The sequence below is a fragment of the Streptomyces sp. NPDC048297 genome, assembly GCF_043201585.1.
In the GTDB taxonomy this organism is placed as follows: domain Bacteria; phylum Actinomycetota; class Actinomycetes; order Streptomycetales; family Streptomycetaceae; genus Streptomyces.
In genome coordinates, this window is record NZ_JBICZA010000011.1 from 84,799 (window position 1) to 108,872 (window position 24,074).

Here is a 24,074-nt window from a genome sequence, read left to right on the forward strand (position 1 = left end):
GGTGCGGGTGCGGGTGCTACAGGGTGTCCACGAGCGCGGCCAGGGCGGACGCGAGGCGTTTCAGGCCCTCTCCCGCCGGTCCGCCGGGCTCGGTCATATAGGTGTCCCGCCGGATCTCCACCATCAGCGCGCTCACCCGCCGCTCGGTCCCGTAGAACTCCAGGGGCACATAGGTCCCGCCGAAGGGGCTGTCCAGACCCGTCCTTCCGCACCCCGCGAACGCCGTCCGCGCCGCCTCCCGCAGTTCGGGCGGGGTGTGGAAGGGGTCCGTGCCGAGGCAGACGGCGGGACGCGGGCCCGTGCCGTGCAGCTCGTAGGGCAGCGCCTTCGTCGGATAGGAGTGCACGTCGATGACGACGGCCCGCCCGGTCGCCGCGAGCCGCTCCCCGACCGCCTCCGTCATCGCCCGCGCGTAGGGCCGGAAGTACCGCTCGACCAGCGGCCGAGGGTCGGTGTCCGCGGCCCGCAGCTCCTCGCGGTGCGTGGTCCGCGTGTACACGGCCCCCATGCCCACGGCGAGCATCTCCTCCCGCTCGCCCGGGAACCGCTCCGGGTCCACCACCAGCCGCGACAGCCGGTTCACGAACCGCCAGGGAGTGAGCCCGGCCAGCTCGGCCGCCCGTTCGGCGATCTCCGCCGTGTGCGCGTCGGTGATGTGGTCCAGTTCCCGTCCGAGGTCCGTGTCGTCCAGCAGGATCCCCGTGCGCACCTCGTCGGGTATCGCCCGCGCCGAGTGCGGCACATGGAGGAGAACGGGTGACTCGGCGGCACCGGGGAGGAGGTCGAACGAGGCGGCGGGCGCGGGCACGGGCACGGGCTGCTCCAGGGCGGGGCGGGGCGTGGTAGGGCGGGCGGGGCGTGGTCGGTGAACGTGGTGCCGGATCACGGTGTCACACGGCCCCGTCCGGGCACACCGCCGCCAGGCCGGACAGCATCGCCGCCCCGTCCAGGCACATCGCCGCCCCGTCCGGACACACGCCCGCCCCGGCCGGGCAGTGCCGACCGGGGCGGGGTCATTCAGGACGACGGCCCGTGAGCCGCCGGTGCCGGCTCGGTTCAGCCGATCGAGGCGAGGGCCTCGTTCCAGGTGGCCGACGGGCGCATGACCGCGTCCGCCTTGGCCTTGTCGACCTGGTAGTAGCCACCGACGTCGGCCGGGGAGCCCTGGACGGCGAGCAGCTCGTCGACGATCTTCTGCTCGTTCGCGGCGAGGGTCTCGGCGAGCGGGGCGAAGGCCTTCGCCAGGTCCGCGTCGTCGGTCTGCCGCGCCAGCTCCTGCGCCCAGTACAGGGACAGGTAGAAGTGGCTGCCGCGGTTGTCGATGCCGCCGACGCGACGGGTCGGGGACTTGTCCTCGTTGAGGAAGGTCGCCGTGGCGCGGTCGAGGGTGTCGGCGAGGACCTTGGCGCGGGCGTTGCCGGTGAAGTCGGCGTACTGCTCGAAGGACGGCACCAGGGCGAAGAACTCGCCGAGGGAGTCCCAGCGCAGGTAGTTCTCCTTGACCAGCTGCTGGACGTGCTTGGGCGCGGAGCCGCCGGCGCCCGTCTCGAACAGGCCGCCGCCCGCCATCAGCGGGACGACCGACAGCATCTTGGCGCTGGTGCCCAGCTCCAGGATCGGGAAGAGGTCGGTCAGGTAGTCGCGCAGCACGTTGCCGGTGACGGAGATCGTGTTCTCGCCGCGGCGGATGCGCTCGATGGAGAACCGGGTGGCCTCGACCGGGGGGAGGATCTTGATGTCCAGGCCCTCGGTGTCGTGCTCGGGCAGGTACTGCTCGACCTTCTCGATGATCACGGCGTCGTGGCCGCGGTTCTCGTCCAGCCAGAACACGGCCGGGTCGCCGGTGGCGCGGGCGCGGGTGACGGCCAGCTTGACCCAGTCGCGGATCGGGGCGTCCTTGGTCTGGCAGGCGCGGAAGATGTCACCGGCGGCGACGGGCTGCTCCAGGACGACGTCGCCGTTGCGGTCGACCAGGCGGACGGTGCCCGGGGTCTGGATCTCGAAGGTCTTGTCGTGGGAGCCGTACTCCTCGGCCTTCTGCGCCATCAGGCCGACGTTCGGCACCGAGCCCATGGTGGACGGGTCGTAGGCGCCGTGCGCGCGGCAGTCCTCGATCACGGCCTGGTAGACGCCGGAGTACGAGGAGTCCGGCAGCACCGCGAGGGTGTCGGCCTCCTGGCCGTCCGGGCCCCACATGTGGCCGGAGGTGCGGATCATGGCCGGCATGGAGGCGTCCACGATCACGTCCGACGGGACGTGCAGGTTCGTGATGCCCTTGTCGGAGTCGACCATGGCCAGCGCCGGGCCCTCGGCGATCTCGGCCTCGAAGGACGCCTTGATCGCGTCGCCCTCGGGCAGGGACTCCAGGCCCTTGAGGATGGTGCCCAGACCGTCGTTCGGGGACAGGCCGGCGGCGGCCAGCGTCTCGCCGTACTGCTCGAAGGTCTTCGGGAAGAAGGCGCGCACGACGTGACCGAAGACGATCGGGTCGGAGACCTTCATCATCGTGGCCTTCAGGTGCACGGAGAACAGGACGCCCTCGGCCTTGGCGCGGGCGACCTGCGCGGCGAGGAACTCCTCCAGCGCGGCGACGCGCATCACGGAGGCGTCGACGACCTCGTCCTTGAGGACCGGTACGGACTCGCGCAGCACGGTGGTGGTGCCGTCCTCGGCGACCAGCTCGATGCGCAGGGCGCCGTCCTCGGCGATCACCGTGGACTTCTCGGTGGAGCGGAAGTCGTTCTCGCCCATGGTGGCCACGTTGGTCTTGGACTCGGAGGTCCAGGCGCCCATGCGGTGCGGGTGGGTCTTCGCGTAGTTCTTCACCGAGGCGGGGGCGCGGCGGTCGGAGTTGCCCTCGCGCAGGACCGGGTTGACGGCGGAGCCCTTGACCTTGTCGTAGCGGGCGCGGATCTCGCGCTCCTCGTCGGTCTTCGGGTCGTCCGGGTAGTCCGGCAGCGCGTAGCCCTTGCCCTGCAGCTCGGTCACGGCGGCCTTGAGCTGCGGGATCGACGCCGAGATGTTCGGCAGCTTGACGATGTTGGCCTCGGGCGTCTTGGCCAGGTCGCCCAGTTCGGCCAGCGCGTCCGCGATGCGCTGGTCCTCGGTCAGGTACTCCGGGAAGTGGGCGATGATGCGGCCGGCCAGCGAGATGTCGCGGGTCTGGACGGCGACACCGGCCTGGCCCGCGTACGCCTGGACCACCGGCAGGAACGAATGCGTCGCGAGGGCCGGGGCCTCGTCTGTGTAGGTGTAGATGATGGTCGAGTCAGTCACCGGGTGCTCCGCTCCACGTCTGCAACATTGCTCGACATCAAGATATCTCGTGAACCCGGCAGGCTCGACAGGGGTCCGCGACTGGATCGCGCTCCGTGTCGGAAGCGGGCCCCGGGGACGGGGTACGGGGTCCACCCGGGGGTGCTCGGGGATCCGCCCGGAGGGTGCCAGGGGGGCCGCCCGAGGTGCCCGGGGGGTCCGCCCGGAAGGTGCCCTGGGTTCCGCCCGGGGGTCCCCGGGGATCCGTCCGGAAGGTGCCCAGGGGGCCGTCCGGAAGGTGCCCAGGGGCCGCCCGGAGGATGCCTAATCGATCACGGTCGCCCCGCCGGCGCCGTCCCCGCCGCCGCGCTGCTGCGGGATCAGCGCGGCGCCCTGCTGGAGCGAGACCGCGCGGGCCGGGGACGGGATGCGGATGCCCTCCGCGCGGTAGCGGCGGTGCAGGCGCTTGATGAACTCGTGCTTGATCCGGTACTGGTCACTGAACTCGCCGACGCCGAGGATCACGGTGAAGCCGATGCGGGAGTCGCCGAAGGTGTGGAAGCGGATGGCGGGCTCGTGCTCCGGTACGGCGCCCTCGACCTCGCGCATGGTCTGCCCGATGACCTCCGCCGTGACCCGCTCCACGTGCTCCAGGTCGCTGTCGTAGCTGACGCCGACCTGGACCAGCACCGTCAACCGCTGCTCGGGATGCGTGTAGTTGGTCATGTTGGCCTTGGCGAGCAGCCCGTTGGGAATGACCACCAGGTTGTTGGAGAGCTGGCGGACCGTCGTCTGGCGCCAGTTGATGTCGACGACGTATCCCTCCTCGCTGCTGCTGAGCCGGATGTAGTCGCCGGGCTGCACGGTCTTGGAGGCGAGGATGTGGATGCCCGCGAACAGGTTCGCGAGGGTGTCCTGCAAGGCCAGCGCGACGGCGAGACCGCCGACGCCCAGGGCGGTGAGCATGGGCGCGATGGAGATGCCGAGGGTCTGCAGCACCACCAGGAAGCCGATCGCCAGAACCAGCACCCGGGTGATGTTCTCGAAGATGGTGGCCGAGGCGGCCACGCCCTGGCGGGACTGGGTGACCGAACGGACCAGGCCGGCGACGACCCGGGCCGCGGACAGGGTCGCCACGAAGATCAGCCACACCTCCAGGACCTGGTCGACGTGGTGCTGGACCGTCCGGGTCAGCGGCAGCACCACCGCGGCCGTCGCCGCGCCGCCCGCGATCGCCGCCCACGGGACCACGGAACGCAGCGCGTCCACGATCACGTCGTCGCCGCTCCACCTCGTCCGCTTGGCGTGCTTGGCCAGCCAGCGCAGCACCGCGCGGGACAGCAGGCCCAGCACGACGCCCGCCACGAGCGCGATGCCGGCGAGGACGAGGTCGTCCAGACTCAGCGCACGGTTCACCGCTCACCCCCGGGGCGCGATGCGGCTGCGCGGAGCCTGATGTGAAGTCTCGTCACGATCTCACCTGCTCGATGTCCGGAATGTGCGATCGCGTCGCGGCCGGTACCCCGACGGGCGACGCGATCGCTCATCCTGCCTTATCCGGAACACCAGTTCGCACCAAGCAGCTTCGGGGCCCGTCGCCCGGACGCGGCCTCAGGTCCCGTCGCCCGGACGCGGCCTCAGGTCCCGTCACTCAGACGATGCCCTCCGCGAGTTCGGCCTGGTCGCGGTCGCTGCCGTAGGCGGCCGTGGTGGGTGTGCCGTACGAGCGGCGGGCGACGTACCACCACACGCTCGCCAGGACCAGGACGACGGCCAGGGCCACCGACGCGTAGTTCATCGTGCCGACGGTGACGGGCGAGGACTGCGGCAGACAGAACAGCACCGTCACCCCGGCCACCCAGATCACCGCGATCCAGCCGACCGGCCTGCTCCAGCGGCCCAGGTTCCAGGGCCCCGGCCGGAAGCGGTCCCCGGCGCGCAGCCGCAGCAGCACCGGGATGGCGTAGGCGGGCGTGATGCCGATGACGTTGATCGCGGTGACCGCGCCGTACGCCGTCGCCGAGTACAGGGACGGCAGCGCCAGGACGCACGCGACGATCACCGACAGCCACACGGCGGCGACCGGGGTCTGGGTGCGGGCGTCGACCCTGCGCCACAGGTGCGAGCCGGGCAGCGCACCGTCCCGGCTGAACGCGAACACCATCCGGCTGGCCGCGGCGACCTCGGCGTTGCCGCAGAACAACTGGGCGATGATCACGACCAGGAGCAGCGCGCTCGCGCCGTCGGTGCCGAGCCCGTCGAGCAGGATCTGCGCGGGCGGCACCCCGGTGCCGGTGCCGACCGTGCCGGCGTAGTCCTGGATCGCGAAGGTCAGGCCCGCGAGCAGCACGAAACCCGCGATCCAGGACACCCAGATGGACCGGACGATGCCCTGCGCGGCGGACACCGAGGCGTTGGAGGTCTCCTCGGACAGATGGGCGGAGGCGTCGTAGCCGGAGAAGGTGTACTGCGCGAGGAGCAGGCCGATCGCCGCCACGTACACGGGGCTGTCCCAGCCGGTGCCGTTGACGAACTTCGTGAACACGAAGGACGCCGACCGGTGATGCTCCGGGACGATCGCCAGCGCGCCGACGATGAGCGCGACGCCCGCCAGGTGCCACCACACGCTGACCGAGTTGAGCAGGCTGACCAGGCGGACGCCGAACAGGTTCAGCACCGCGTGCAGCAGCAGGATGGCGCAGAAGATCAGCATCGTCTTGCCGGGGGTCGGTTCGAACCCCCACCGGATGCTGGCGAACGCGCCCGTGAACAGGGCGGCGCCGTAGTCGATGCCGGCGATCGCGCCGAGCAGACCGAGCAGGTTCAGCCAGCCCGTGTACCAGCCCCAGCGCCGGCCCCCGAGCCGGTCGGCCATGTAGTAGAGGGCACCGGAGGTCGGGTAGGCGCTGGTGACCTCGGCGAGCGAGAGGCCGACGCACAGCACGAACAGGCCGACCCCGGCCCAGCCCCACAGCATCACGGCGGGCCCGCCGGTGTTCAGGCCGAAGCCGTACAGGGTCATGCAGCCGGACAGGATCGAGATCACCGAGAAGCTGATCGCGAAGTTGCCGAAACCGCCCATCCGGCGGGCCAGCACCGGGCGGTAGCCGAGTTCGCGCAGCCGCCGCTCCTCGTCGTCGTGGTCGTGCTGCGGCACGCCGGGCGCGACCGACGGATCGTGCGTGGGGGACATGCGCAGACCTCCGATGCGGGGTGGGGGACTACTGAGAGGGGCGGCGTGGCCCGTCGGACCGGACGCCACCTCACGGCTCGGTTCCGGAGTCCTTGACGGCCGCGAGACAGCGGGCCCTGGCCTGCCGGAACACCTGGACGGCGCCGCCCCGGTTCCGGGTGCGGTACATCCAGGGCGGGGGTGTGACGTAGGGGCCGATCGCCTCGAACACCCGGGCCGCGTCCCGGAACTGGAGGGAGCCCCACAGGGCGTGGGCCAGGTGGTTGAGGTCCAGCAGGGAGCGTTCGGCGCGGTGCGTCTGCTCGAACCAGGTGTGCAGCACCCGCCGCGCCTCCCGGGCCGCGTCCTCCGCCACCCAGTGCAGGTCGAGCGCCGCGTCGTGGCCGCTGGCGCGCCGGTAGCGCTCGACACGGACGTACAGCGGCAGCACATGCAGCGCGGACCCGGGCGGCGCCGTACCGGCGGCCCACTGCGCGTACCCGGAGGGCTCCGCGAGCCGGCCCGAGGAACCGCCGCGCGCGTACAGGAACTGCAGCATCCGGTGGTGGGCCTCGCGGTTGTACGCGTCACGCTTGCCGGTCTGGGCCAGCAGCCCCCAGGGCCCCGGCGGCAGCATGGGATCCGGCGGCGGCTCCCGGTGCTCCTCCCAGCGCTGCTCCGGATCGAGCTGGGCCAGCGCCAGCAGGCACACCCAGGGCACCGGGTCCTGCGGACAGAGGTCCGCGGCGGCGCGGGCGGCCCGCCACGCCTCGATCCACAACTCCCGCGTACGACGGTGCTGTTCGCGCCGCGCCCGCAGCGCCCGCTCCACTCCGACCCGGGCGTGCATCACCGCGGCGGCCCCGCTGTACGGTTCCTCCGCCAGCCAGGTCCGCACCACGTCGGTGCCGGCCGCCGCGGCGGCCAGGATCTGGGTGCGCTGGGTCCACTGCCACCAGCTGGTGGTGTCCGCGAGCAGGGTGCGCATCGCCATCCAGCGTCCGGTGCGCAGATCCTGGAGCGCGCCGCGCAGCGCGTTGTCGTGGCCGGCGGGGTCGTAGGTAGGGCGCGCTCCGTCTCTGGCCATCAGCGCCCCGCCCCGGTCCGCGAGCGGACGGGCAGGGTGACGTGCTGCGGCAACAGCCCTCCTATGGTGGGGGTGAGGGATCTTGTGCGGCTCGGCGGTCACTATAGGGGCGCCGGATGGGCCGTGCATGATTCTCAACTCAACCGATCAAAAGCGGAGTTGATCGCACAGGGCGTCCTTGACGCCGGACCCGGCCCGGCGGCAGGCTGGACACGCGGTGATCTTCGAAGGGGCCCGCCGGGTCCGCGGGAGGGTGCGATGACGGGACCGGTGCTCGCCGTCGACCAGGGCACGTCCGGCACCAAGGCCCTGGTGGTCTGCCCCGAACGCGGCGTCCTCGGCACCGGGTTCGCCGCCGTACGCCCCCGCCATCTGCCCGGGGGCCGGGTCGAGGTGGATCCGGCCGGGCTCTTCGCATCCGTCCTGGACGCCGGCCGGCGCGCGCTCGCCGAGGCGGGCGAGGACGTCGTGGCGATGGGCCTGGCCAACCAGGGTGAGACCGTCCTCGCCTGGGACCCGGCGACCGGCCGCCCGCTGGGCGACGCCCTCGTCTGGCAGGACCGCCGCGCCGAGACCCTCTGCGCCGAACTCGCCGAGCACGCCGATGAGTTGAAGCAGCTTACCGGGCTTCCCCTCGACCCGTACTTCGCGGCGCCCAAGATGGCCTGGATCCGCCGCCACCGCACCGGCGAGGGGGTCGTGACGACCTCCGACGCCTGGCTCGTCCACCGCCTCACCGGCGCCTTCGTCACCGACGCGGCCACCGCCGGACGCACCCAGCTCCTCGACCTGGACCGCGCCGCCTGGTCGCCCCGGGCCCTGGACATCCACGGGCTCGCCGCCGAACCGCTCCCCGAGGTCGTCGACAACGCCGGGTTCGTGGGCACCACCACCACGTTCGGCTCCGAGATCCCCGTCACCGGCCTCGCCGTCGACCAGCAGGCCGCCCTCCTCGCCCATCGCGTCACCGGGCCCGGCGCCGCCAAGTGCACCTACGGCACCGGCGCGTTCCTGCTCGCGCACACCGGCGGCACACCCCGGCGCGGCACCTCGGGCCTCGTCAGCTGCGTCGCCTGGCGGCTCGCAGGGGACACCGGCTACTGCCTCGACGGGCAGGTCTACACAGCCGCCTCCGCCGTGCGCTGGCTCACCGACCTCGGGGTCATCTCCCGCGCCGCCGACCTCGACCCGGTCGGCGGCTCCGTCCCCGACAGCGGCGGCGTCACCTTCGTCCCCGCCCTCGCCGGGCTCGCCGCCCCCTGGTGGCGCGGCGACCTGCGCGGCTCCCTGACCGGGCTCGGCCTGGACACCGGACCCGGACACCTGGTCCGCGCCCTGTGCGAGGGCCTCGCGGCCCAGGTCGCCGAACTCGCCGACGCCGCCGCGAGCGACCTCGGCACCCCGCTCGACCTGCTGCGCGTCGACGGCGGCCTCACCCGCTCCGCCCTCCTCATGCAGACCCAGGCCGACCTGCTGCAACGCCCCGTCGAGGTCTGCGCCCTGCCCGACGCCACCGTACTCGGCGCCGCCGTCCTCGCCCGGCTCGGCGCGGACCCCGAGCTGACCGTGGAGGAGGCCCTGCCCGACGGGAAGCCCGCCGCCGTGTACGAACCCCGCATCCCGCCCGACCAGGCCGCCGAACGCCTGGCCGCCTTCCGCACCGCGGTCGCCGCGCTGCTCGCCTCATGACGGGCACCGGGGAAGGGGCGCGGCCCGACGACGTCGCCGGGCGCGAGAGGCCGCCGGGCGGCATCACGGTCACCACCGAGGGGCCGCTGCCCGAGGAGTCGTACGACGTGGCGGTCGTCGGTGCCGGAGTCGTCGGCTGTGCCGTCGCCCGTGAACTCGCCCGCCACCCCCGGCTGCGCGTCGCGCTGGTCGAGGCCCAGGACGACGTCGGCCAGGGCACCTCCAAGGCCAACACCGCGATCCTGCACACCGGTTTCGACGCGGCCCCGGGATCCCTGGAGTCCCGCCTCGTACGCGAGGGCTCGCGGCGGCTGGCCGCCTACGCGGCCGAGTCCGGCATCCCCGTCGAACGGGTCGGCGCCCTGCTCGTCGCCTGGGAGGAGGAGCAACTGGCCGCCCTGCCCCGCCTCGCCGAGAAGGCCGAGCGCAACGACTACCGGGACGCCCGGCTCCTCGACGCCGACGAACTGTACGGCCGTGAGCCGCACCTCGGCCCCGGCGCACTGGGCGCGCTGCACGTGCCCGGCGAGAGCGTCATATGCCCCTGGACGACGACCCTCGCCCACGCCACCCAGGCGGTCCGCGCGGGTGTCCATCTGCACCTGAACACCCTTGTGGAGCAAGCGAGTCGGGGCGCGGGCGCCGAGGGCCACGTGCTCGCCACCTCCAGAGGCGCCCTGCGCGCCCGCCACCTCGTCAACGCGGCAGGACTGGGCGCCGACACCCTCGACCGGGCCCTCGGGCACGACGACTTCACCGTCACACCGCGCCGCGGCCAGCTCATCGTCCACGACAAGCTCGCCCGCCCTCTCCTCCGGCACATCCTGCTGCCCGTCCCCACCGCTCTCGGCAAGGGCGTCCTCGTCGCCCCCACCGTCCACGGCAACGTCCTGCTCGGTCCCACCGCCGAGGACCTGCACGACAAGCGGGCCACGCAGTCCACCGCCGAAGGCCTCGCCGGGCTGCGGGAGAAGGGCGGCCGTATCCTGCCCGCGCTGCTGGAGGAGGAGGTCACCGCCGTCTACGCCGGCCTGCGAGCGGCCACCGAGCACGAGGACTACCGCATCACCGCACACCACGGGCAGGCGTACGTCACCGTCGGCGGCATCCGGTCCACCGGACTGACGGCGTCCATGGCGATCGCGGCCCACGTCGTCGGCCTGCTGGCGCAGAACGGTCTCGGCCTCGGCCCGACCCGGGAGCCCGCCCCGGTGCGCATGCCCAACCTCGGCGAGGCCTTCCCGCGCCCGTACCAGCGGCCCGGACTCATCGCCGCCGACCCGGAGTACGGCACCCTCGTCTGCCACTGCGAGCGCGTCTCCCGCGGCGAGATCCGCGACGCCCTCGCCAGTACGATCCCGCCCCGCACCCTGGACGGCCTGCGCCGTCGCACCCGCGCCCGTGCCGGCCGCTGCCAGGGCTTCTACTGCGGTGCCGCGGTACGGCGGCTCTTCGAGGAGGCCGGCCCGTGACCGCGCAGCCCCCACCGCGCCGGGTCGACGTGCTCGTCGTCGGAGCCGGCCCCGCAGGGCTCGCGACCGCCGCCCGGATCGCCGCGGCCGGTGCCGGCCGGGTCGAGGTACTGGAGCGGGAGACACAGGCCGGCGGGGTGCCACGGCACTGCGCGCACGGCGGCTTCGGCACCTGGACGCATCCGCTGACCGGCCCCGGATACGCCCGGCTGCTCACCGAGGCCGCCACCCGCGCCGGAGCGGTGCCGCGCACCGGCGTCACCGTCCTGGACTGGGCGGGCCCGCGCACCCTCACGACCGTCGGCCCCCAGGGCCCGGAGACCATCGAGGCCCGAGCCGTCGTCCTGGCCACCGGCTCCCGCGAGCGCCCCCGCGCCGCCCGGCTGGTGCCCGGCACCCGGCCCGCCGGCGTGTACACCACCGGCGAACTCCAGCAGGCGGTCCACCTGTTCGGGCAGTCGATCGGCACCCGCGCGGTCGTCGTCGGCGCGGAGAGCGTCTCGTACGCGGCGGCCGGCACCGTCCGCGCCGCCGGGGCCGAGGTCGTCGCCCTGGTCACGGACCACCCGAGCGCCCAGGCGGACCAGCTCCGCGTCCGGGTGGATCAGCTTCGTGTCCGGGTGGATCAGCTTCGTGTCCGGGCGGACCAGTTCCGTGTCCGGGCGGCGCGCCTGCGCCACCGTGTCCCGCTCCTCACGGACACCACGGTCACCGAACTCCTCGGCCACGGACGCCTGTCCGGTGTCCGCGTCCGCCACCGCGACGGCCGTACGGCCACCCTCGCCTGCGACACGGTCGTCTTCACCGGTGACTTCGTCGCCGCCGACGAACTCGCCCGCCAGAGCGCCATCACGCTCGGCACCGGCCCGGACACCTCACGTCCCGGCGTGTTCGCGACCGGGGCCCTGCTGCACCCCGGGCAGCGCGCGAGAGCGGCGCGGCGTGCCGGGACCGAGGCGGCGGGCGCGGTGCTGAAGTGGCTGGAGGCGGGGGAGTAGGACCCTCGTGGGCGGGGAGTGGCGCCGTCAGAGGTCGGAGAAGGACCCGTGCCGGCCCGCACCCCCGGCGAACCGCCGCGCCCCCAGCTGGGCCTGCGCCAACACGCCCATTCCGTGGCGGAGTTCACCGCGCATCGCGCTCTCCTCGTCCAGCCCGTCCTGCTCCAGCACCGAGGCACGGTCGCCACGCAGGCAGTCCTGCGGGAAGCGGGCGATGGCGGCGGCCAGTTCCTCGGCCTCGGCGCGGGCGCGTCCGGGCGGGACGAGGCGGTTGGCGAGGCCGATGTCGTAGGCCTCGCGGGCCGGGACCGGGCGGCCGGTCAGGATCATGTCCATGGCCCGGCCGGCCCCGATCAGCCCGGGCAGCCGTACCGTGCCCCCGTCGATCAGCGGGACGCCCCAGCGGCGGCAGAACACCCCGAACACGGCGTCCTCCTCGGCGACCCGCAGATCGCACCACAGGGCCAGTTCGAGGCCGCCCGCCACCGCGTGCCCGGCGACGGCCGCGATCACCGGCTTGGACAGCCGCATCCGGGTCGGACCCATCGGCCCGTCGCCCTCCTCGGTGACCCGATTGCCGCGCCCGGTGCCCATCGCCTTCAGGTCGGCGCCCGCGCAGAACGTGCCGCCCTCGCCCCACAGCACCGCCACCCGGGCGTTGTCGTCGGCCTCGAACGCGCGGAACGCGGCGGCCAGTTCGGCGGCCGTCGGGCCGTCCACGGCGTTGCGGACGTCGGGGCGGGACAGGACGATCGTGGTGACGTGCTCCTGGTGCTCCACGCGGACCGGCACGGCGGACGCTCCCTCTTCGACTGCTCAGGCCGCCTCGGCTGTTGTGGCTGCCTCGGCTGCTCTTGTCGCCTCGGCTGTTGTGGCTGCCTCGGCTGCTCTCGTCGCCTCGGCCGCTCCGGTTTCCTCGGCTGCGGCTCGTCGGGCCACTGTGCCTCAGATGACCTTCAGCCGCACCAGGGCCCCCAGCGTCAGCGCGCCCGGCACCAGCGGCACCCAGACGGTGATGATGCGGTAGGCGAGCACCACCGCCGTCGCCACCGCCACCGGGCCGCCCGCCGCCACCAGGGCGATGATCAGCGCCGCCTCGACGGAGCCGATCCCGCCCGGTGTGGGCACCAGGGCCACGGCGACCGTCGCGGCCAGGTACGCCAGCGCCATGTGGGCCGGCGGCACCGGCAGGCCCAGCGCCTGCCCCACCGCCACCAGACCGGCGGCCTGGAGCGCGGGGAAGGCGAACGAGCCGCCCCACAGCGCGAGCGCCCGGGACGGACGCGTGTGCACCGAGCGGGCCTCGCCGAGGGCGGTGCGCAGGAAGCGGAGCACGGGCTCGCGCAGCCGTCGTACGAGGGCCAGCGCGGCCACCGCCACCGCCAGCACCGCGCCCGCGGCCAGGAGCACCGGTCCGGCGTCCCCGTCGGGCAGCAGGGTGCCGAGCCGCAGTGCGTCCGGGAAGGCGAGCAGCAGCGCGGCCAGCAGGCTCAGCCGGCCGACGGACTCGGCGAGCAAGTACAGCGCGAGCGCGGCGGAGGAGCGGGCGAGCGGCACCCCGCACACGCTCATGAAGCGCAGGTTCACCGCGCCCGCGCCGAGCCCCGTCGGCAGCAGGTGGTTGGCCGAGCCCGCCGCGAACTGGGTGGCCAGCAGCCGCCAGCGGGGCAGCGGCTGGATGACGGCGCCCTGCCGGGAGAAGGAGGCGGCGACCCAGGTCAGACAGGTGGCGGCGCCGGCCGCCAGCAGCCAGGGCCAGTGGGCGCTTTGCAACTGGCCGAAGCCGTCGACGAGCACGGACCGGTGCCGGACCGCGACGATCGCGACGAGCACGACCGGCAGGAGGCAGAGAATCTGCCGCACGGGGACGCGCCGGGCGAGCCCGGGAAGGCGCCCCTCGCGCAGGCCGCGGAGGCCGTGGAGGCCGCGGTTGCCGCGGAGGCCGCGCAGGCCGCGCAGGCCGCGCAGGCCGCGCAGGCCGGAGAAGTCGGGGAGTCGTACCGCTGTCACATCCGCAGAGGCTTTCCGTGCCATGTCAACGCCGCATGGCGCGGGCACGGACGGCGGCTTACGGACGGGCAGCGGATGGGAGCGGGGCGGATGGGAGCGGGAGGGGAGGATCACGTGAGCCCTGGGGGACGAAGGAGATGAAGGGGATGAACGTGATGAAGAGGGTGAAGGGGGTGAAGGGGATAGGAGTGGCGGTCCATTGACCTCAACGACGCTTGAGGTCCTACGTTCTCTTCCATGAGTATGGAGACCACCGCCTGGACGCAGCTGCACAGCGTGATGACCGCGCAGCAGGAGCGCCGCCCCTTCGCCCGCGCCACACTGCGCCGCATCGCCGCCTTCGCCCGTCCGCACCGCGCCGGAATCATCCGTTTCGTTCTGCTCGGGGTGGTGACGGCCCTGCTCGCCGTGGCCACCCCGGTCCTCGCCGGCCACGTCGTCGACGCGATCGTGGCGGGCCACGACTCCGGGACGGTCGTACGGCTCTCCCTGCTCATCGCGGTGGTCGCCCTCGCCGAGGCGGGGCTCGGCATTCTCGGGCGGCGCCTGTCGTCGACGCTCGGAGAGGGACTCATCCTCGATCTGAGAACGGCTGTGTTCGATCATGTGCAGCGCATGCCTGTCGCGTTCTTCACACGTACTCGTACGGGCGCTCTGGTCAGCCGGCTCAACAACGACGTGATCGGAGCCCAGCGGGCCTTCGCCAACACCCTGTCGGGCGTGGTCACCAACGTGGTGACGCTGCTGCTCACCCTCGCCGTGATGCTCACCCTGTCCTGGCAGATCACTGTGCTCGCGCTGGTGCTGCTGCCGGTGTTCGTCCTGCCGGCCCGCCGCATGGGCAGCCGCATGGCGCGCATGCAGCGGGAGGCGGCGGCGCTGAACGCGGCCATGGGCACCCGGATGACCGAACGGTTCTCCGCGCCCGGCGCCACCCTGGTCAAGCTGTTCGGCCGCCCCGAGGAGGAGTCCGCGGAGTTCGCGGCCCGCGCCGCCCGCGTCCGTGACATCGGTGTGCGCACGGCCACGGCCCAGTCGGTGTTCATCACCTCCCTCACCCTGGTCTCGGCCCTCGCGCTGGCCCTCGTCTACGGCCTCGGCGGCTGGTTCGCGTTGCACGGGACCCTGGAGGCGGGCGCCGTCGTCTCCCTCGCCCTGCTGCTCACCCGCCTGTACGCCCCGCTCACCGCGCTCGCCGGAGCCCGGGTGGAGGTGATGAGCGCGCTCGTCAGCTTCGAGCGGGTCTTCGAGGTGCTCGACCTGAAGCCGCTCATCGAGGAGAAGCCGGACGCCACGGCGGTGCCCGAGGGGCCGGTCGCCGTCGAGTTCGACGACGTCACCTTCTCCTACCCGTCCGCCGATCAGGTCTCCCTCGCCTCCCTGGAGGAGGTCGCCTCCCTCGACACCCGCGGCGGGGCCGAGGTGCTGCACGGCATCTCCTTCCGCGCCGAACCCGGCCAGACCGTGGCCCTCGTCGGGTCCTCCGGCGCCGGCAAGTCCACCATCGCGCAGTTGCTGCCGCGCCTGTACGACGTCGACGCAGGCGCGGTCCGCATCGGCGGGGCCGACGTGCGGGACGTGAGTGCCGCCTCGCTGCGGGCCACCCTCGGCATGGTCACCCAGGACGGCCACCTCTTCCACGACACCGTCCGCGCCAACCTGCTGCTGGCCGCCCCGTCCGCGTCGGACGAGGACCTGTGGGACGCGCTCGGCCGCGCCCGCCTCGCCGAGGTCGTCAAATCCCTGCCCGACGGCCTCGACACGGTGGTCGGCGAGCGCGGGTACCGGCTGTCCGGCGGTGAGCGCCAGCGCATGACCATCGCGCGTCTGCTGCTGGCCAGACAGCGGGTCGTCATCCTCGACGAGGCCACCGCCCACCTGGACAACACCTCGGAGGCGGCCGTCCAGGAGGCGCTCGCGGAGGCTCTGGAGGGCCGGACCGCCGTGGTGATCGCCCACCGGCTGTCCACCGTGCGGGCCGCCGACCAGATCCTGGTCGTGGAGGCCGGCCGGATCGTGGAGCGGGGCACCCACGACGAACTCCTCGCGGCGGGCGGCCGGTACGCCGAGCTGCATCGCACCCAGTTCGCCGAGCGGGACGGCCAGGTGCCCGCGGCCTGAGCGGGGGCGTGGCCGGGCGGGAGCGGCGGCCGGACGGGAGCGGCGGCCGGGAGCGGCCTGCGGGGTCGGCGCGGTCGGTCGGCGGGGCGGGGTCGGTAGAGGGCCGGGGCGGCCGACGGTCGGGGCGTCGGAGACCGGGGCCGGGCGGCGCGTGTCCGCCTCTGGCCACCCCCCGGCCGCCTCCCACCCAACGCCAGCCGCCGCACCTCTTGACGCCTGTGGTCCGGACCTTTAACTTCACGCCTTAAACAAAGACTCCCGATTCTCAACACTCAGGCGTCTCTTGTGTGTTGGGACCGTCCCCCGCCGTTCCCCCACGCGAAAGGCCACCCCTCACATGGCCAGACCACTCCCCGCGGTCGTCTCCCTCGCCGTTCTGTCGCTCGCCACCGGTCTGCTCACCGCCGCTCCCGCCCACGCCGACACCGGTGCCATCACCGGCCTCGCCGGAAAGTGTCTCGACGTCGCCGGCGCCAACCCCGCCGACGGCACCCCCGTCCAGCTCTACGACTGCAACGGCACCAACGCCCAGCAGTGGACGGTCGGCAGCGACGGCACCATCCGCGCCCTCGGCAAGTGCCTCGACGTCACGGACCGTTCGACCGCGAACGGCGCCAAGATCCAGCTCTGGTCGTGCTCCGGCGGCGCCAACCAGAAGTGGACCGTCACCGCCGCCCACGACATCGTCAACCCGGTGGCCGACAAGTGCCTGGACGTCACCGACAACAACCCCGCCAACGGCAGCCGGATCCAGATCTGGAGCTGCTCCGGCGGCGCCAACCAGAAGTGGAACGCGCCCGCCGCGGGCGGCGGCACGTCCCCCGCCGCGCCGATGGCCGTGGCCCCGTACCTGTACAACGGCTGGGGCAGCCCGCCGAACCCCAGCACCATCACCCAAGCCACCGGCGTGAAGTGGTTCACGCTCGCCTTCGTGCTCAGCAACGGCTACTGCAACCCGCAGTGGGACGGCGGGCGCGCGCTCACCGGCGGGGTCGACCAGCAGACCGTCAACACGGTGCGGGCGAACGGCGGTGACATCATCCCGTCCTTCGGCGGGTACAGCGGCAACAAGCTGGAGAGCTCCTGCTCCAGCGCGGGCGAACTCGCGGGCGCCTACCAGAAGGTGATCAACGCCTACGGCCTGAAGGCGATCGACATCGACATCGAGGCCGACGCCTACAGCAGCGGCACCGTGCAGCAGCGGACGGTCGACGCGCTGAAGACCGTCAAGGCCAACAACCCCGGCCTGACGGTGTACATCACCATCGGCACCGGACAGTCCGGCCCCGACACCAGCCTCATCAACCGGGCCGCCTCCTCCGGGCTGTCCGTGGACGCCTGGGCCATCATGCCGTTCGACTTCGGCGGCGCCGGACAGAACATGGGCAACCTGACCACGCAGGCCGCCGAAGGCCTCAAGAACGCGCTGAAGAACGCGTACGGCTACAGCGACGACCAGGCCTACCGGGACATGGGCATCTCGTCCATGAACGGCATCACCGACAACAACGAGACGGTCACGGTCAACGACTTCCGGACCATCCTCGCCTACGCGCAGGCGCACCACCTGGCCCGCCTCACCTTCTGGTCCGCCAACCGCGACCGGCCGTGCACCGGCGGCCCCGCCGACAGCTGCTCCGGCGTCTCCCAGTCCGACTGGGACTACACCCGCGTCTTCGCCGGCTACACCGGCTGACCCGCCCGCTCCCGGTCCTTCGGCAAGGAGAACCCGTGCCATCCTTCTCACGCCGCGCGAGGTCCACCGCGGTCGCGCTGGTCGCCGTGGCGGCCGCGTCGATGCTCACCGGCGCGCCCGCGCGTGCCGCGGCCAGTGCGGTGCCCGGCGGCTTTGTTACTGTCATGAACGCGGCGAGCGGCCGTTGTCTCGACGCCAGGGCGGCCGGCAGCGCCAACGGCACCGTCGTGCAGCAGTACGCGTGCAACGGCACCAACGCCCAGCAGTGGACCTTCACCGACGCCGGCAACGGCTACGTCCACATCGACAACCGCAACGACACCCACCAGGTGGTCGACGTCACCAACGTCTCCACCGCCGACAACGCGCCCATACAGCTGTGGAGTTACGGCGGCGGCGCCAACCAGCAGTGGCTGCCCGTCGACGACGGCGGCGGCGCCTTCCACTTCGTGAACCGCAACAGCGGCAAGTGCCTGGACGACCCGGGCGCCTCGCTCGCGGACAGCGTGCAGTTCGTCCAGTACACGTGCAACGGCACCGCCGCCCAGCGCTTCCAGGTGGTGCCCGTGAACCAGTCCACCGCCGACCCCGACCTCGGCCCGAACGTCGTCGTCTTCGACCCGTCGATGTCCGCCTCGACCATCCAGGCCAGGCTGAACACCATCTTCCAGCAGCAGGAGACGAACCAGTTCGGCTCCCAGCGCTACGCCGTGCTGTTCAAGCCCGGCGCCTACAGCGCGGACGTCAACGTGGGTTTCTACACCCAGGTGCTGGGCCTCGGCCTGAGCCCGGACGCGGTCTCCGTCAACGGAGCCGTGCATGCGGAGGCCGACTGGTTCCAGGGCAACGCCACGCAGAACTTCTGGCGCGGCGCCGAGAACCTGTCCGTCAACCCGACCGGCGGCAACGACCGTTGGGCGGTCTCGCAGGCGGCGCCGTACCGGCGGATGCATCTGCGCGGCAACCTCGCGCTGGACGACGGCGGTTGGTCCAGTGGCGGTCTCCTCGCCGACAGCAAGATCGACGGACAGGTCAGGTCGGGCAGCCAGCAGCAGTGGCTGACCCGTAACTCCCAGATGGGCAGCTGGACCGGATCCAACTGGAACATGGTGTTCGTCGGCAGCCAGGGCGTTCCCGGCACCAGCTTCCCCAACCCGCCGTACACCACGGTCGGTCAGAGCCCGGTCACCCGGGAGAAGCCGTTCCTGTACGTCGACGGCGCCGGTGCCTACCAGGTGTTCGTGCCCTCGGTGCGCTCCAACTCCACGGCCACCAGCTGGGCGGGCGGCACTCCGGCGGGCACCTCGCTGCCGCTCAGCCAGTTCTACGTCGTGAAGCCGGGCGCCACCGCCGCCCAGATCAACTCCGCCCTCGCCGCCGGACAGAACCTGCTCGTCACCCCCGGCGTCTACCACCTCGACCAGACCCTGAAGGTCACGCGGCCCGACACGGTCGTCCTCGGGCTCGGCCTCGCCACCCTCGTCCCGGACAACGGCGTCACCGCGATGACCGTCGACGACGTCGACGGCGTCAAGATCGCCGGTCTGCTCTTCGACGCCGGCACCACCAGCTCGAAGTCCCTGCTGGAGGTCGGTCCCGCCGGCTCCGCCGCCTCCCACGCGGCCGACCCGACCTCCCTGCACGACGTCTACTTCCGCATCGGCGGCGCGGGCGTCGGCAAGGCGGCCACCAGCCTCGTCGTCAACAGCGACAACGTCATCGGCGACCACATGTGGATCTGGCGCGCCGACCACGGCGACGGCGTCGGCTGGACCAGCAACACCGCCGACACCGGGCTCGTCGTCAACGGCGACGACGTGACCATGTACGGGCTGTTCGTCGAGCACTTCCAAAAACACCAGGTGCTCTGGAACGGCAACGGCGGGCGCACCTACTTCTTCCAGAACGAGATGCCGTACGACCCGCCGAACCAGGCCGCCTGGATGAACGGCTCCACCCAGGGCTACGACGCCTACAAGGTCGCCGACAACGTCACCAGCCACCAGGCCTACGGACTCGGCAGCTACTGCTACTTCAACGTGAACCCGGGCGTGAGCGCCGCGCACGCCATCGAGGCACCGAACAACCCGAACGTCCGCTTCACCAGCATGGTGACCGTCTCCCTCGGCGGCACCGGCACCATCAGTCACGTCATCAACACCACGGGAGGCCCTTCCAACTCGACCACCAACGTGGCCGACCTGGTCAGCTACCCCTGACCGGTCGTCCGTCCGATCAACCGTCCGACCGTCCGTCCGATCGACCGTCCGATCGATCGAACCGGCGCCTCGCCCGGCCGGCCTCCCGGGGCCCGGCCGGGCGAGGCGCGTGTGTACGCCCATGGACCACAGGTGTGGATTCGCGCAGGCTGGATACGCGGATTCGCGGAGCACCCCGGCCCCGACACGCGAAGGGAGGCCGCGCGGTGACCGGTCTGCTGTGGGAGTACGACGGCTACGAACCGGCGCGGGAGGGCCTGCGCGAGTCCCTGTGCACCCTGGGCAACGGCCGCTTCGGCACCCGCGGTGCCCTGCCCGAGTGCGTCGCCGACGGTGTGCACTACCCCGGCACCTACGCGGCCGGCTGCTACGACCGCCTCACCTGCGAGGTCGCCGGCCGGCGGGTCGAGAACGAGGACATGGTCAACCTGCCCAACTGGCTCCCGCTGCGCCTGCGCCCCGCCGGCGGCGACTGGCTCAATCCCGACACCACCCCCGTGGACCTGCACCATCTCGCCCTCCACCTCGACCCGGGCGTCCTGGAGCGCCGTACCCGCTACCGGCTCCCCGCCGGCGGCACGCTCCTGGTGCGTCAACTCCGCCTCGTCCACATGGCCGACCCCCACCTCGCCGCCCTGCGTACCGACCTCACCGCCGAGGGCGCCGCCTGCGATCTGGAGGTGGAGGCGGCGCTCGACGGCACGGTCACCAATTCCGGCGTCGCCCGTTACCGCGACCTCGACGGCCGCCACCTCACCCACGTCGAGACCGGCACCGCCGCACCCGGCACGACCTGGCTGCGCTGCCGTACCCGCACCTCGGACATCCTCGTCGGCCTCGCCTCCCGGCTGACCACCGGCACGGACGCCGGCGGCGCGGGCCCCACCGGCACGGACGCCACCGGCGAGGTCCTCACAGGCGTGGACCCCACTGACGCGGTCCTCACCAACGCGGTCCTCGCCGACGCGGTCCTCGCCGACGCGGTCCTCGCCGACGCGGACCTCACCTACGCGCACGAGCCCCGCCGTGCCGTACAGCGGCTGCGCCTGCGGCTGACCCCCGGCCGTACCGTCACGATCGACAAGTGCGTCGCCCTGCACACCTCCCACGACCCCGCCATCAGCGACCCGCTGCGCGCGGCCGTCGACCGCGTCGCCGCCGCACCCGGCTTCGAGGAACTGCTCGACTCGCACGCCACGGCCTGGGAGCAGCTGTGGCGCGGCGCCGGACTCGAGGTGCCGGGCGAGGCGGGCCGCATCCTGCGCCTGCACCTCTTCCATGTGCTGCAGACCCTCTCCCCGCACACCGCCGACCTCGACGTCGGCGTCCCCGCGCGCGGACTGCACGGCGAGTCCTACCGGGGACACGTCTTCTGGGACGAACTGTTCGTCCTGCCCTACCTCGACCTGCACCTGCCCGAGGTCTCCCGCGCCCTGCTGCGCTACCGCCACCGCCGCCTGGACACGGCCTGCCGCGCCGCCCGCGAACTCGGCCGGCGCGGCGCGCTGTACCCGTGGCAGAGCGGCAGCGACGGCCGCGAGGAGACCCAGGAACTGCACCTCAACCCGCGCTCCGGACGCTGGCTGCCCGACCACTCCCGGCTGCAGTGGCACGTCGGCTCGGCGATCGCGTACAACGTGTGGCAGTACGCCGAGGCGAGCGGCGACACCGCCTTCCTGCACGGCGAGGGCGCCGAGATGTTCCTGCAGATCGCCCGTTTCTGGGCCGACTCGGCCGCCTGGGACGAGCGTCTCGCCCGGTACCGCATCCGGGGCGTCGTCGGCCCCGACGAGTTCCACGACGCCTACCCGGACGCGGCCGGACCCGGCCTGGACGACAACGTGTACACCAACGTCACCGCGGCCTGGGTGCTCGCCCGCGCGCTCGACCTGCTGGAGACGCTGCCCGAGCCCCGCCGCCGCGAACTCACCGAGAGCATCGGCCTGGAGCCCGACGAACCCGCCCGCTGGGAGGACGTCTCCCGGGGCCTGAACATCCCCTTCCACGACGGTGTGATCAGCCAGTTCGACGGCTACGGCGACCTCGCCGAACTGGACTGGGACGGCTACCGGAAGCGGTACGACGACATCCGCCGCCTGGACCGGATCCTGGAGGCCGAGGGCGACACCGTCAACCGGTACAAGGTGTCCAAGCAGGCCGACGTGCTGATGCTCGGCTACCTCTTCTCACCGGCCGAACTCCGCTCCCTGTTCGCCCGGCTCGGCCACCACCTGCGCGACGACACCTGGTCGGCCACCGTCGACTACTACCTGCGCCGCACCAGCCACGGCTCCACCCTCAGCGGGCTGGTCCACGGCTGGATCCTGACCCGCGCCCGCCGCGCCGACGCCTGGGGCTGTGTGGCGGAGGCCCTGCGCGGGGACGTCGCCGACATCCAGGGCGGCACCACCGGCGAGGGCATCCACCTCGGCGCCATGGCCGGCACCCTCGTCCTCGTCCAGCGCGGACTGACCGGCCTGGAGACCCGCGACGGCGCCCTGTGGCTCGACCCGGTCCCGCTGCCCGAGCTCTCCTCCTACGGCTTCACCCTGCGCTACCGGCACCACTGGGGTGTGCGCCTGTGGCTGTGCTCCGGGCTGCTGGAGGCCGCCGTACCGTCCTCGCACGCCGCGCCCATCGACATCCGCCTCCCTGACCGGCTGGTGTCCGTCCAGCCGGGGGAGACGGTGCGGCTGCTGCTGGTGGACTGAGGCGCCGGTGCTTGTGCCGGTGCCGGTGGACGGAGGCGTCGGGTGGTCGGTGTCAGGCGGTCCAGCGGCCGTCGGCCTGGCGGTGGTCGTGCTGCTGCCGGCGGCCCACCGGCGGCTGGCTCTTCGCCTGCCGGACGGCCGTCTCGGGGATCTGCGTGTGGAAGTAGAGCAGCTTGCCCTGCCCCCGGGCACCCAGGCCGTGATGTCCCTTTACCGGAGAGTTCTTACGCATGACTCGACTCCTTGGCGCCGCTCACGGTTACGGCTCACGCTACGCCGCCCCCTTCCGGGCGGCGACCGGGCAGGGGCCCGCTTCGAGGTGCGGGCCCCGACGCCCGGTGCGACGCTGACAAGATGCACACCTCAGAGCTGACTCCCGAAATCCGGGCCGCTCTCAGTGAGGAGCGGCCCTACCCCGCCATCACGCTGGTCGTGCCGACCGATCCCGACTTCCCCTTCAGCGAGAAGAACCGGATCACCCTGCGGGACCTCGTCACCGAGGCGAAGCGGCGGCTGGCGGACGACCCCGACGTGGGGCGGGAGATCAAGCTGGAGCTGCGGGACCATGTGCTGGATCCCGCCGTGATCGAGCGCGAGGTCGATCCCTTCCATCCCGACGACGCCATGGTCGTCTACCTGGCCGCGAACGAGCCGGTCCAGGTGTGGCAGATGACGTCGCTCACCGACGTGGAACCGCGGGTCGAGTTCTCCTCGTCGTTCCTGACCCGCTACCTCGTGGGGGCCGAGCAGCGGTCCCGGCCGTACCTGGTGCTCGTCCTCGACCAGGACATGTGCCGCCTCTACCACGGCTCGGTGCGCCGACTGGTGCAGATCGACCACCACGGCTTCCCGTGCGCCCCCGAGATCCCGTCGCCGGAGGACGCCCTGCCCGGACTGATCCCCCACTCCGCGCCGTACGAGGGCCACGAGGAGCGCGTCCAGCAGTACCTGCGCAGGGTCGACAAGCGGCTGGGCGACGCGCTCGGCGAGCACGCCGGGCTGCCGCTCTTCGTCATCGGCGGCGACAAGATCCTCTCGGCGTTCAAGGGCATCACCACGTACGGCAACCACGTCGCCGGGACCCTGCCGCTCACCGGGATGGACAAGGACCGCCCGCAGGACCTGATGAGGCGGCTGCAGCCGGTCCTCGCCGAGTTCTACCGGCGGCAGGTGGCCGAGGCCCTGAACGCGCTGAACGAGGCCCACGGGCAGGGCAAGTACGCGGGCGGCCCGGCGGAGGTGTGGACCGCGGTCGCCGACAAGCGGGTGCAGCACCTGATCGTGGAGGAGGGGCTGACCCTGGCGGGCCGGATCACCGGCGACGGCCGGATGCTGGAACTGGTCGAGATGTCCAGGCCGGTGACCCTGCCGGAACCGAAGCAGGACATCGAGCCCCCGCCCCACTCCCTGGGCGTGGCCACCGACGTCGTCGAGCAGCTCGTCGACCGGGCGATCGCGGCGGACACACAGGTGCTGTTCGTCCCCGACGGCACGCTCGCCGGGGCGGGCGGAGTCGCCGCGCTGCTGCGCTACTGACCGCCTCGCACGGGGCACCAGCAAGGGGCCGCGGCCCGACCCCCTCCTCCCGGCGCGGCGCGCCCGCCCCCTCCCCGGCGAGCCCGCCCCCTCCCGGCGCGGTCGGCC

General features: G+C 72.7%; 16 protein-coding genes. 8 read left to right on the top strand and 8 right to left on the bottom strand.

Annotation, left to right across the window (positions count from 1 at the left end; genetic code table 11):
• Nucleotides 1–16 precede the first annotated feature (16 nt).
• From ACGFYV_RS14525 to ACGFYV_RS14545, 5 genes are all read right to left on the bottom strand, one after another.
• Nucleotides 17–808, bottom strand: coding sequence for an N-formylglutamate amidohydrolase (locus tag ACGFYV_RS14525; protein ID WP_393878829.1), 792 nt, complete (start codon nucleotides 806–808; stop codon nucleotides 17–19).
• A gap of 248 nt (nucleotides 809–1,056) precedes the next feature.
• Nucleotides 1,057–3,276 carry an NADP-dependent isocitrate dehydrogenase gene (locus tag ACGFYV_RS14530; RefSeq protein ID WP_393878712.1) on the bottom strand — a complete coding sequence of 740 codons (2,220 nt, stop codon included), beginning with the start codon at nucleotides 3,274–3,276 and terminating at the stop codon, nucleotides 1,057–1,059.
• 303 nt (nucleotides 3,277–3,579) lie between these two features.
• Nucleotides 3,580–4,671 (bottom strand): mechanosensitive ion channel family protein, encoded by a 1,092-nt coding sequence (locus ACGFYV_RS14535; RefSeq protein WP_393878713.1) that lies wholly within the window; start codon nucleotides 4,669–4,671, stop codon nucleotides 3,580–3,582.
• Nucleotides 4,672–4,906: 235 nt separating this feature from the next.
• Entirely contained in the window at nucleotides 4,907–6,448 is a 1,542-nt protein-coding gene (locus ACGFYV_RS14540; protein ID WP_393878714.1) for an amino acid permease, read from the bottom strand.
• Between the two features lie 70 nt (nucleotides 6,449–6,518).
• On the bottom strand, nucleotides 6,519–7,514 hold the full coding sequence (locus ACGFYV_RS14545) for a hypothetical protein (RefSeq protein WP_393878715.1): 996 nt from the start codon (nucleotides 7,512–7,514) through the stop codon (nucleotides 6,519–6,521).
• A 258-nt stretch (nucleotides 7,515–7,772) separates the two neighbouring features.
• Between ACGFYV_RS14545 and ACGFYV_RS14550 the strand changes: the two genes are divergently transcribed.
• From ACGFYV_RS14550 to ACGFYV_RS14560, 3 genes are all read left to right on the top strand, one after another.
• On the top strand, nucleotides 7,773–9,203 hold the full coding sequence (locus ACGFYV_RS14550; protein WP_393878716.1) for an FGGY family carbohydrate kinase: 1,431 nt from the start codon (nucleotides 7,773–7,775) through the stop codon (nucleotides 9,201–9,203).
• A 62-nt stretch (nucleotides 9,204–9,265) separates the two neighbouring features.
• On the top strand, nucleotides 9,266–10,675 hold the full coding sequence (locus ACGFYV_RS14555; RefSeq protein WP_393878830.1) for an FAD-dependent oxidoreductase: 1,410 nt from the start codon (nucleotides 9,266–9,268) through the stop codon (nucleotides 10,673–10,675).
• Nucleotides 10,672–11,673, top strand: a complete 1,002-nt coding sequence (locus ACGFYV_RS14560; RefSeq protein WP_393878717.1) for an NAD(P)/FAD-dependent oxidoreductase — start codon at nucleotides 10,672–10,674, stop codon at nucleotides 11,671–11,673. Before ACGFYV_RS14555 ends, ACGFYV_RS14560 begins: the two co-directional genes overlap by 4 nt.
• Nucleotides 11,674–11,700: 27 nt before the next feature.
• Here the strand turns inward: ACGFYV_RS14560 and ACGFYV_RS14565 are convergent, their stop codons facing one another.
• Together ACGFYV_RS14565 and ACGFYV_RS14570 are read right to left on the bottom strand one after the other, a co-directional pair.
• On the bottom strand, nucleotides 11,701–12,465 hold the full coding sequence (locus tag ACGFYV_RS14565; protein ID WP_393878718.1) for a crotonase/enoyl-CoA hydratase family protein: 765 nt from the start codon (nucleotides 12,463–12,465) through the stop codon (nucleotides 11,701–11,703).
• A 153-nt stretch (nucleotides 12,466–12,618) separates the two neighbouring features.
• Nucleotides 12,619–13,536 (bottom strand): YbhN family protein, encoded by a 918-nt coding sequence (locus ACGFYV_RS14570; RefSeq protein ID WP_393878831.1) that lies wholly within the window; start codon nucleotides 13,534–13,536, stop codon nucleotides 12,619–12,621.
• 390 nt (nucleotides 13,537–13,926) lie between these two features.
• On the opposite strand from ACGFYV_RS14570, the gene ACGFYV_RS14575 reads away from it, so the two are divergent.
• From ACGFYV_RS14575 to ACGFYV_RS14590, 4 genes are all read left to right on the top strand, one after another.
• Complete coding sequence (locus tag ACGFYV_RS14575) at nucleotides 13,927–15,804, top strand: ABC transporter ATP-binding protein (RefSeq protein WP_393878832.1); 1,878 nt, start codon at nucleotides 13,927–13,929, stop codon at nucleotides 15,802–15,804.
• Nucleotides 15,805–16,141: 337 nt separating this feature from the next.
• Nucleotides 16,142–17,500, top strand: a complete 1,359-nt coding sequence (locus tag ACGFYV_RS14580; protein WP_393878719.1) for a lectin — start codon at nucleotides 16,142–16,144, stop codon at nucleotides 17,498–17,500.
• A gap of 101 nt (nucleotides 17,501–17,601) precedes the next feature.
• Nucleotides 17,602–19,719 (top strand): RICIN domain-containing protein, encoded by a 2,118-nt coding sequence (locus tag ACGFYV_RS14585; protein WP_393878833.1) that lies wholly within the window; start codon nucleotides 17,602–17,604, stop codon nucleotides 19,717–19,719.
• A gap of 206 nt (nucleotides 19,720–19,925) precedes the next feature.
• Nucleotides 19,926–22,430 carry a glycoside hydrolase family 65 protein gene (locus ACGFYV_RS14590; protein ID WP_393878720.1) on the top strand — a complete coding sequence of 835 codons (2,505 nt, stop codon included), beginning with the start codon at nucleotides 19,926–19,928 and terminating at the stop codon, nucleotides 22,428–22,430.
• Nucleotides 22,431–22,482: 52 nt separating this feature from the next.
• Here ACGFYV_RS14590 and ACGFYV_RS14595 read toward each other — a convergent pair whose 3' ends face one another.
• Nucleotides 22,483–22,662 (bottom strand): hypothetical protein, encoded by a 180-nt coding sequence (locus tag ACGFYV_RS14595; protein WP_393878721.1) that lies wholly within the window; start codon nucleotides 22,660–22,662, stop codon nucleotides 22,483–22,485.
• Between the two features lie 122 nt (nucleotides 22,663–22,784).
• Between ACGFYV_RS14595 and ACGFYV_RS14600 the strand changes: the two genes are divergently transcribed.
• Nucleotides 22,785–23,966, top strand: coding sequence for a hypothetical protein (locus tag ACGFYV_RS14600; RefSeq protein ID WP_393878722.1), 1,182 nt, complete (start codon nucleotides 22,785–22,787; stop codon nucleotides 23,964–23,966).
• Nucleotides 23,967–24,074: the final 108 nt, after the last annotated feature.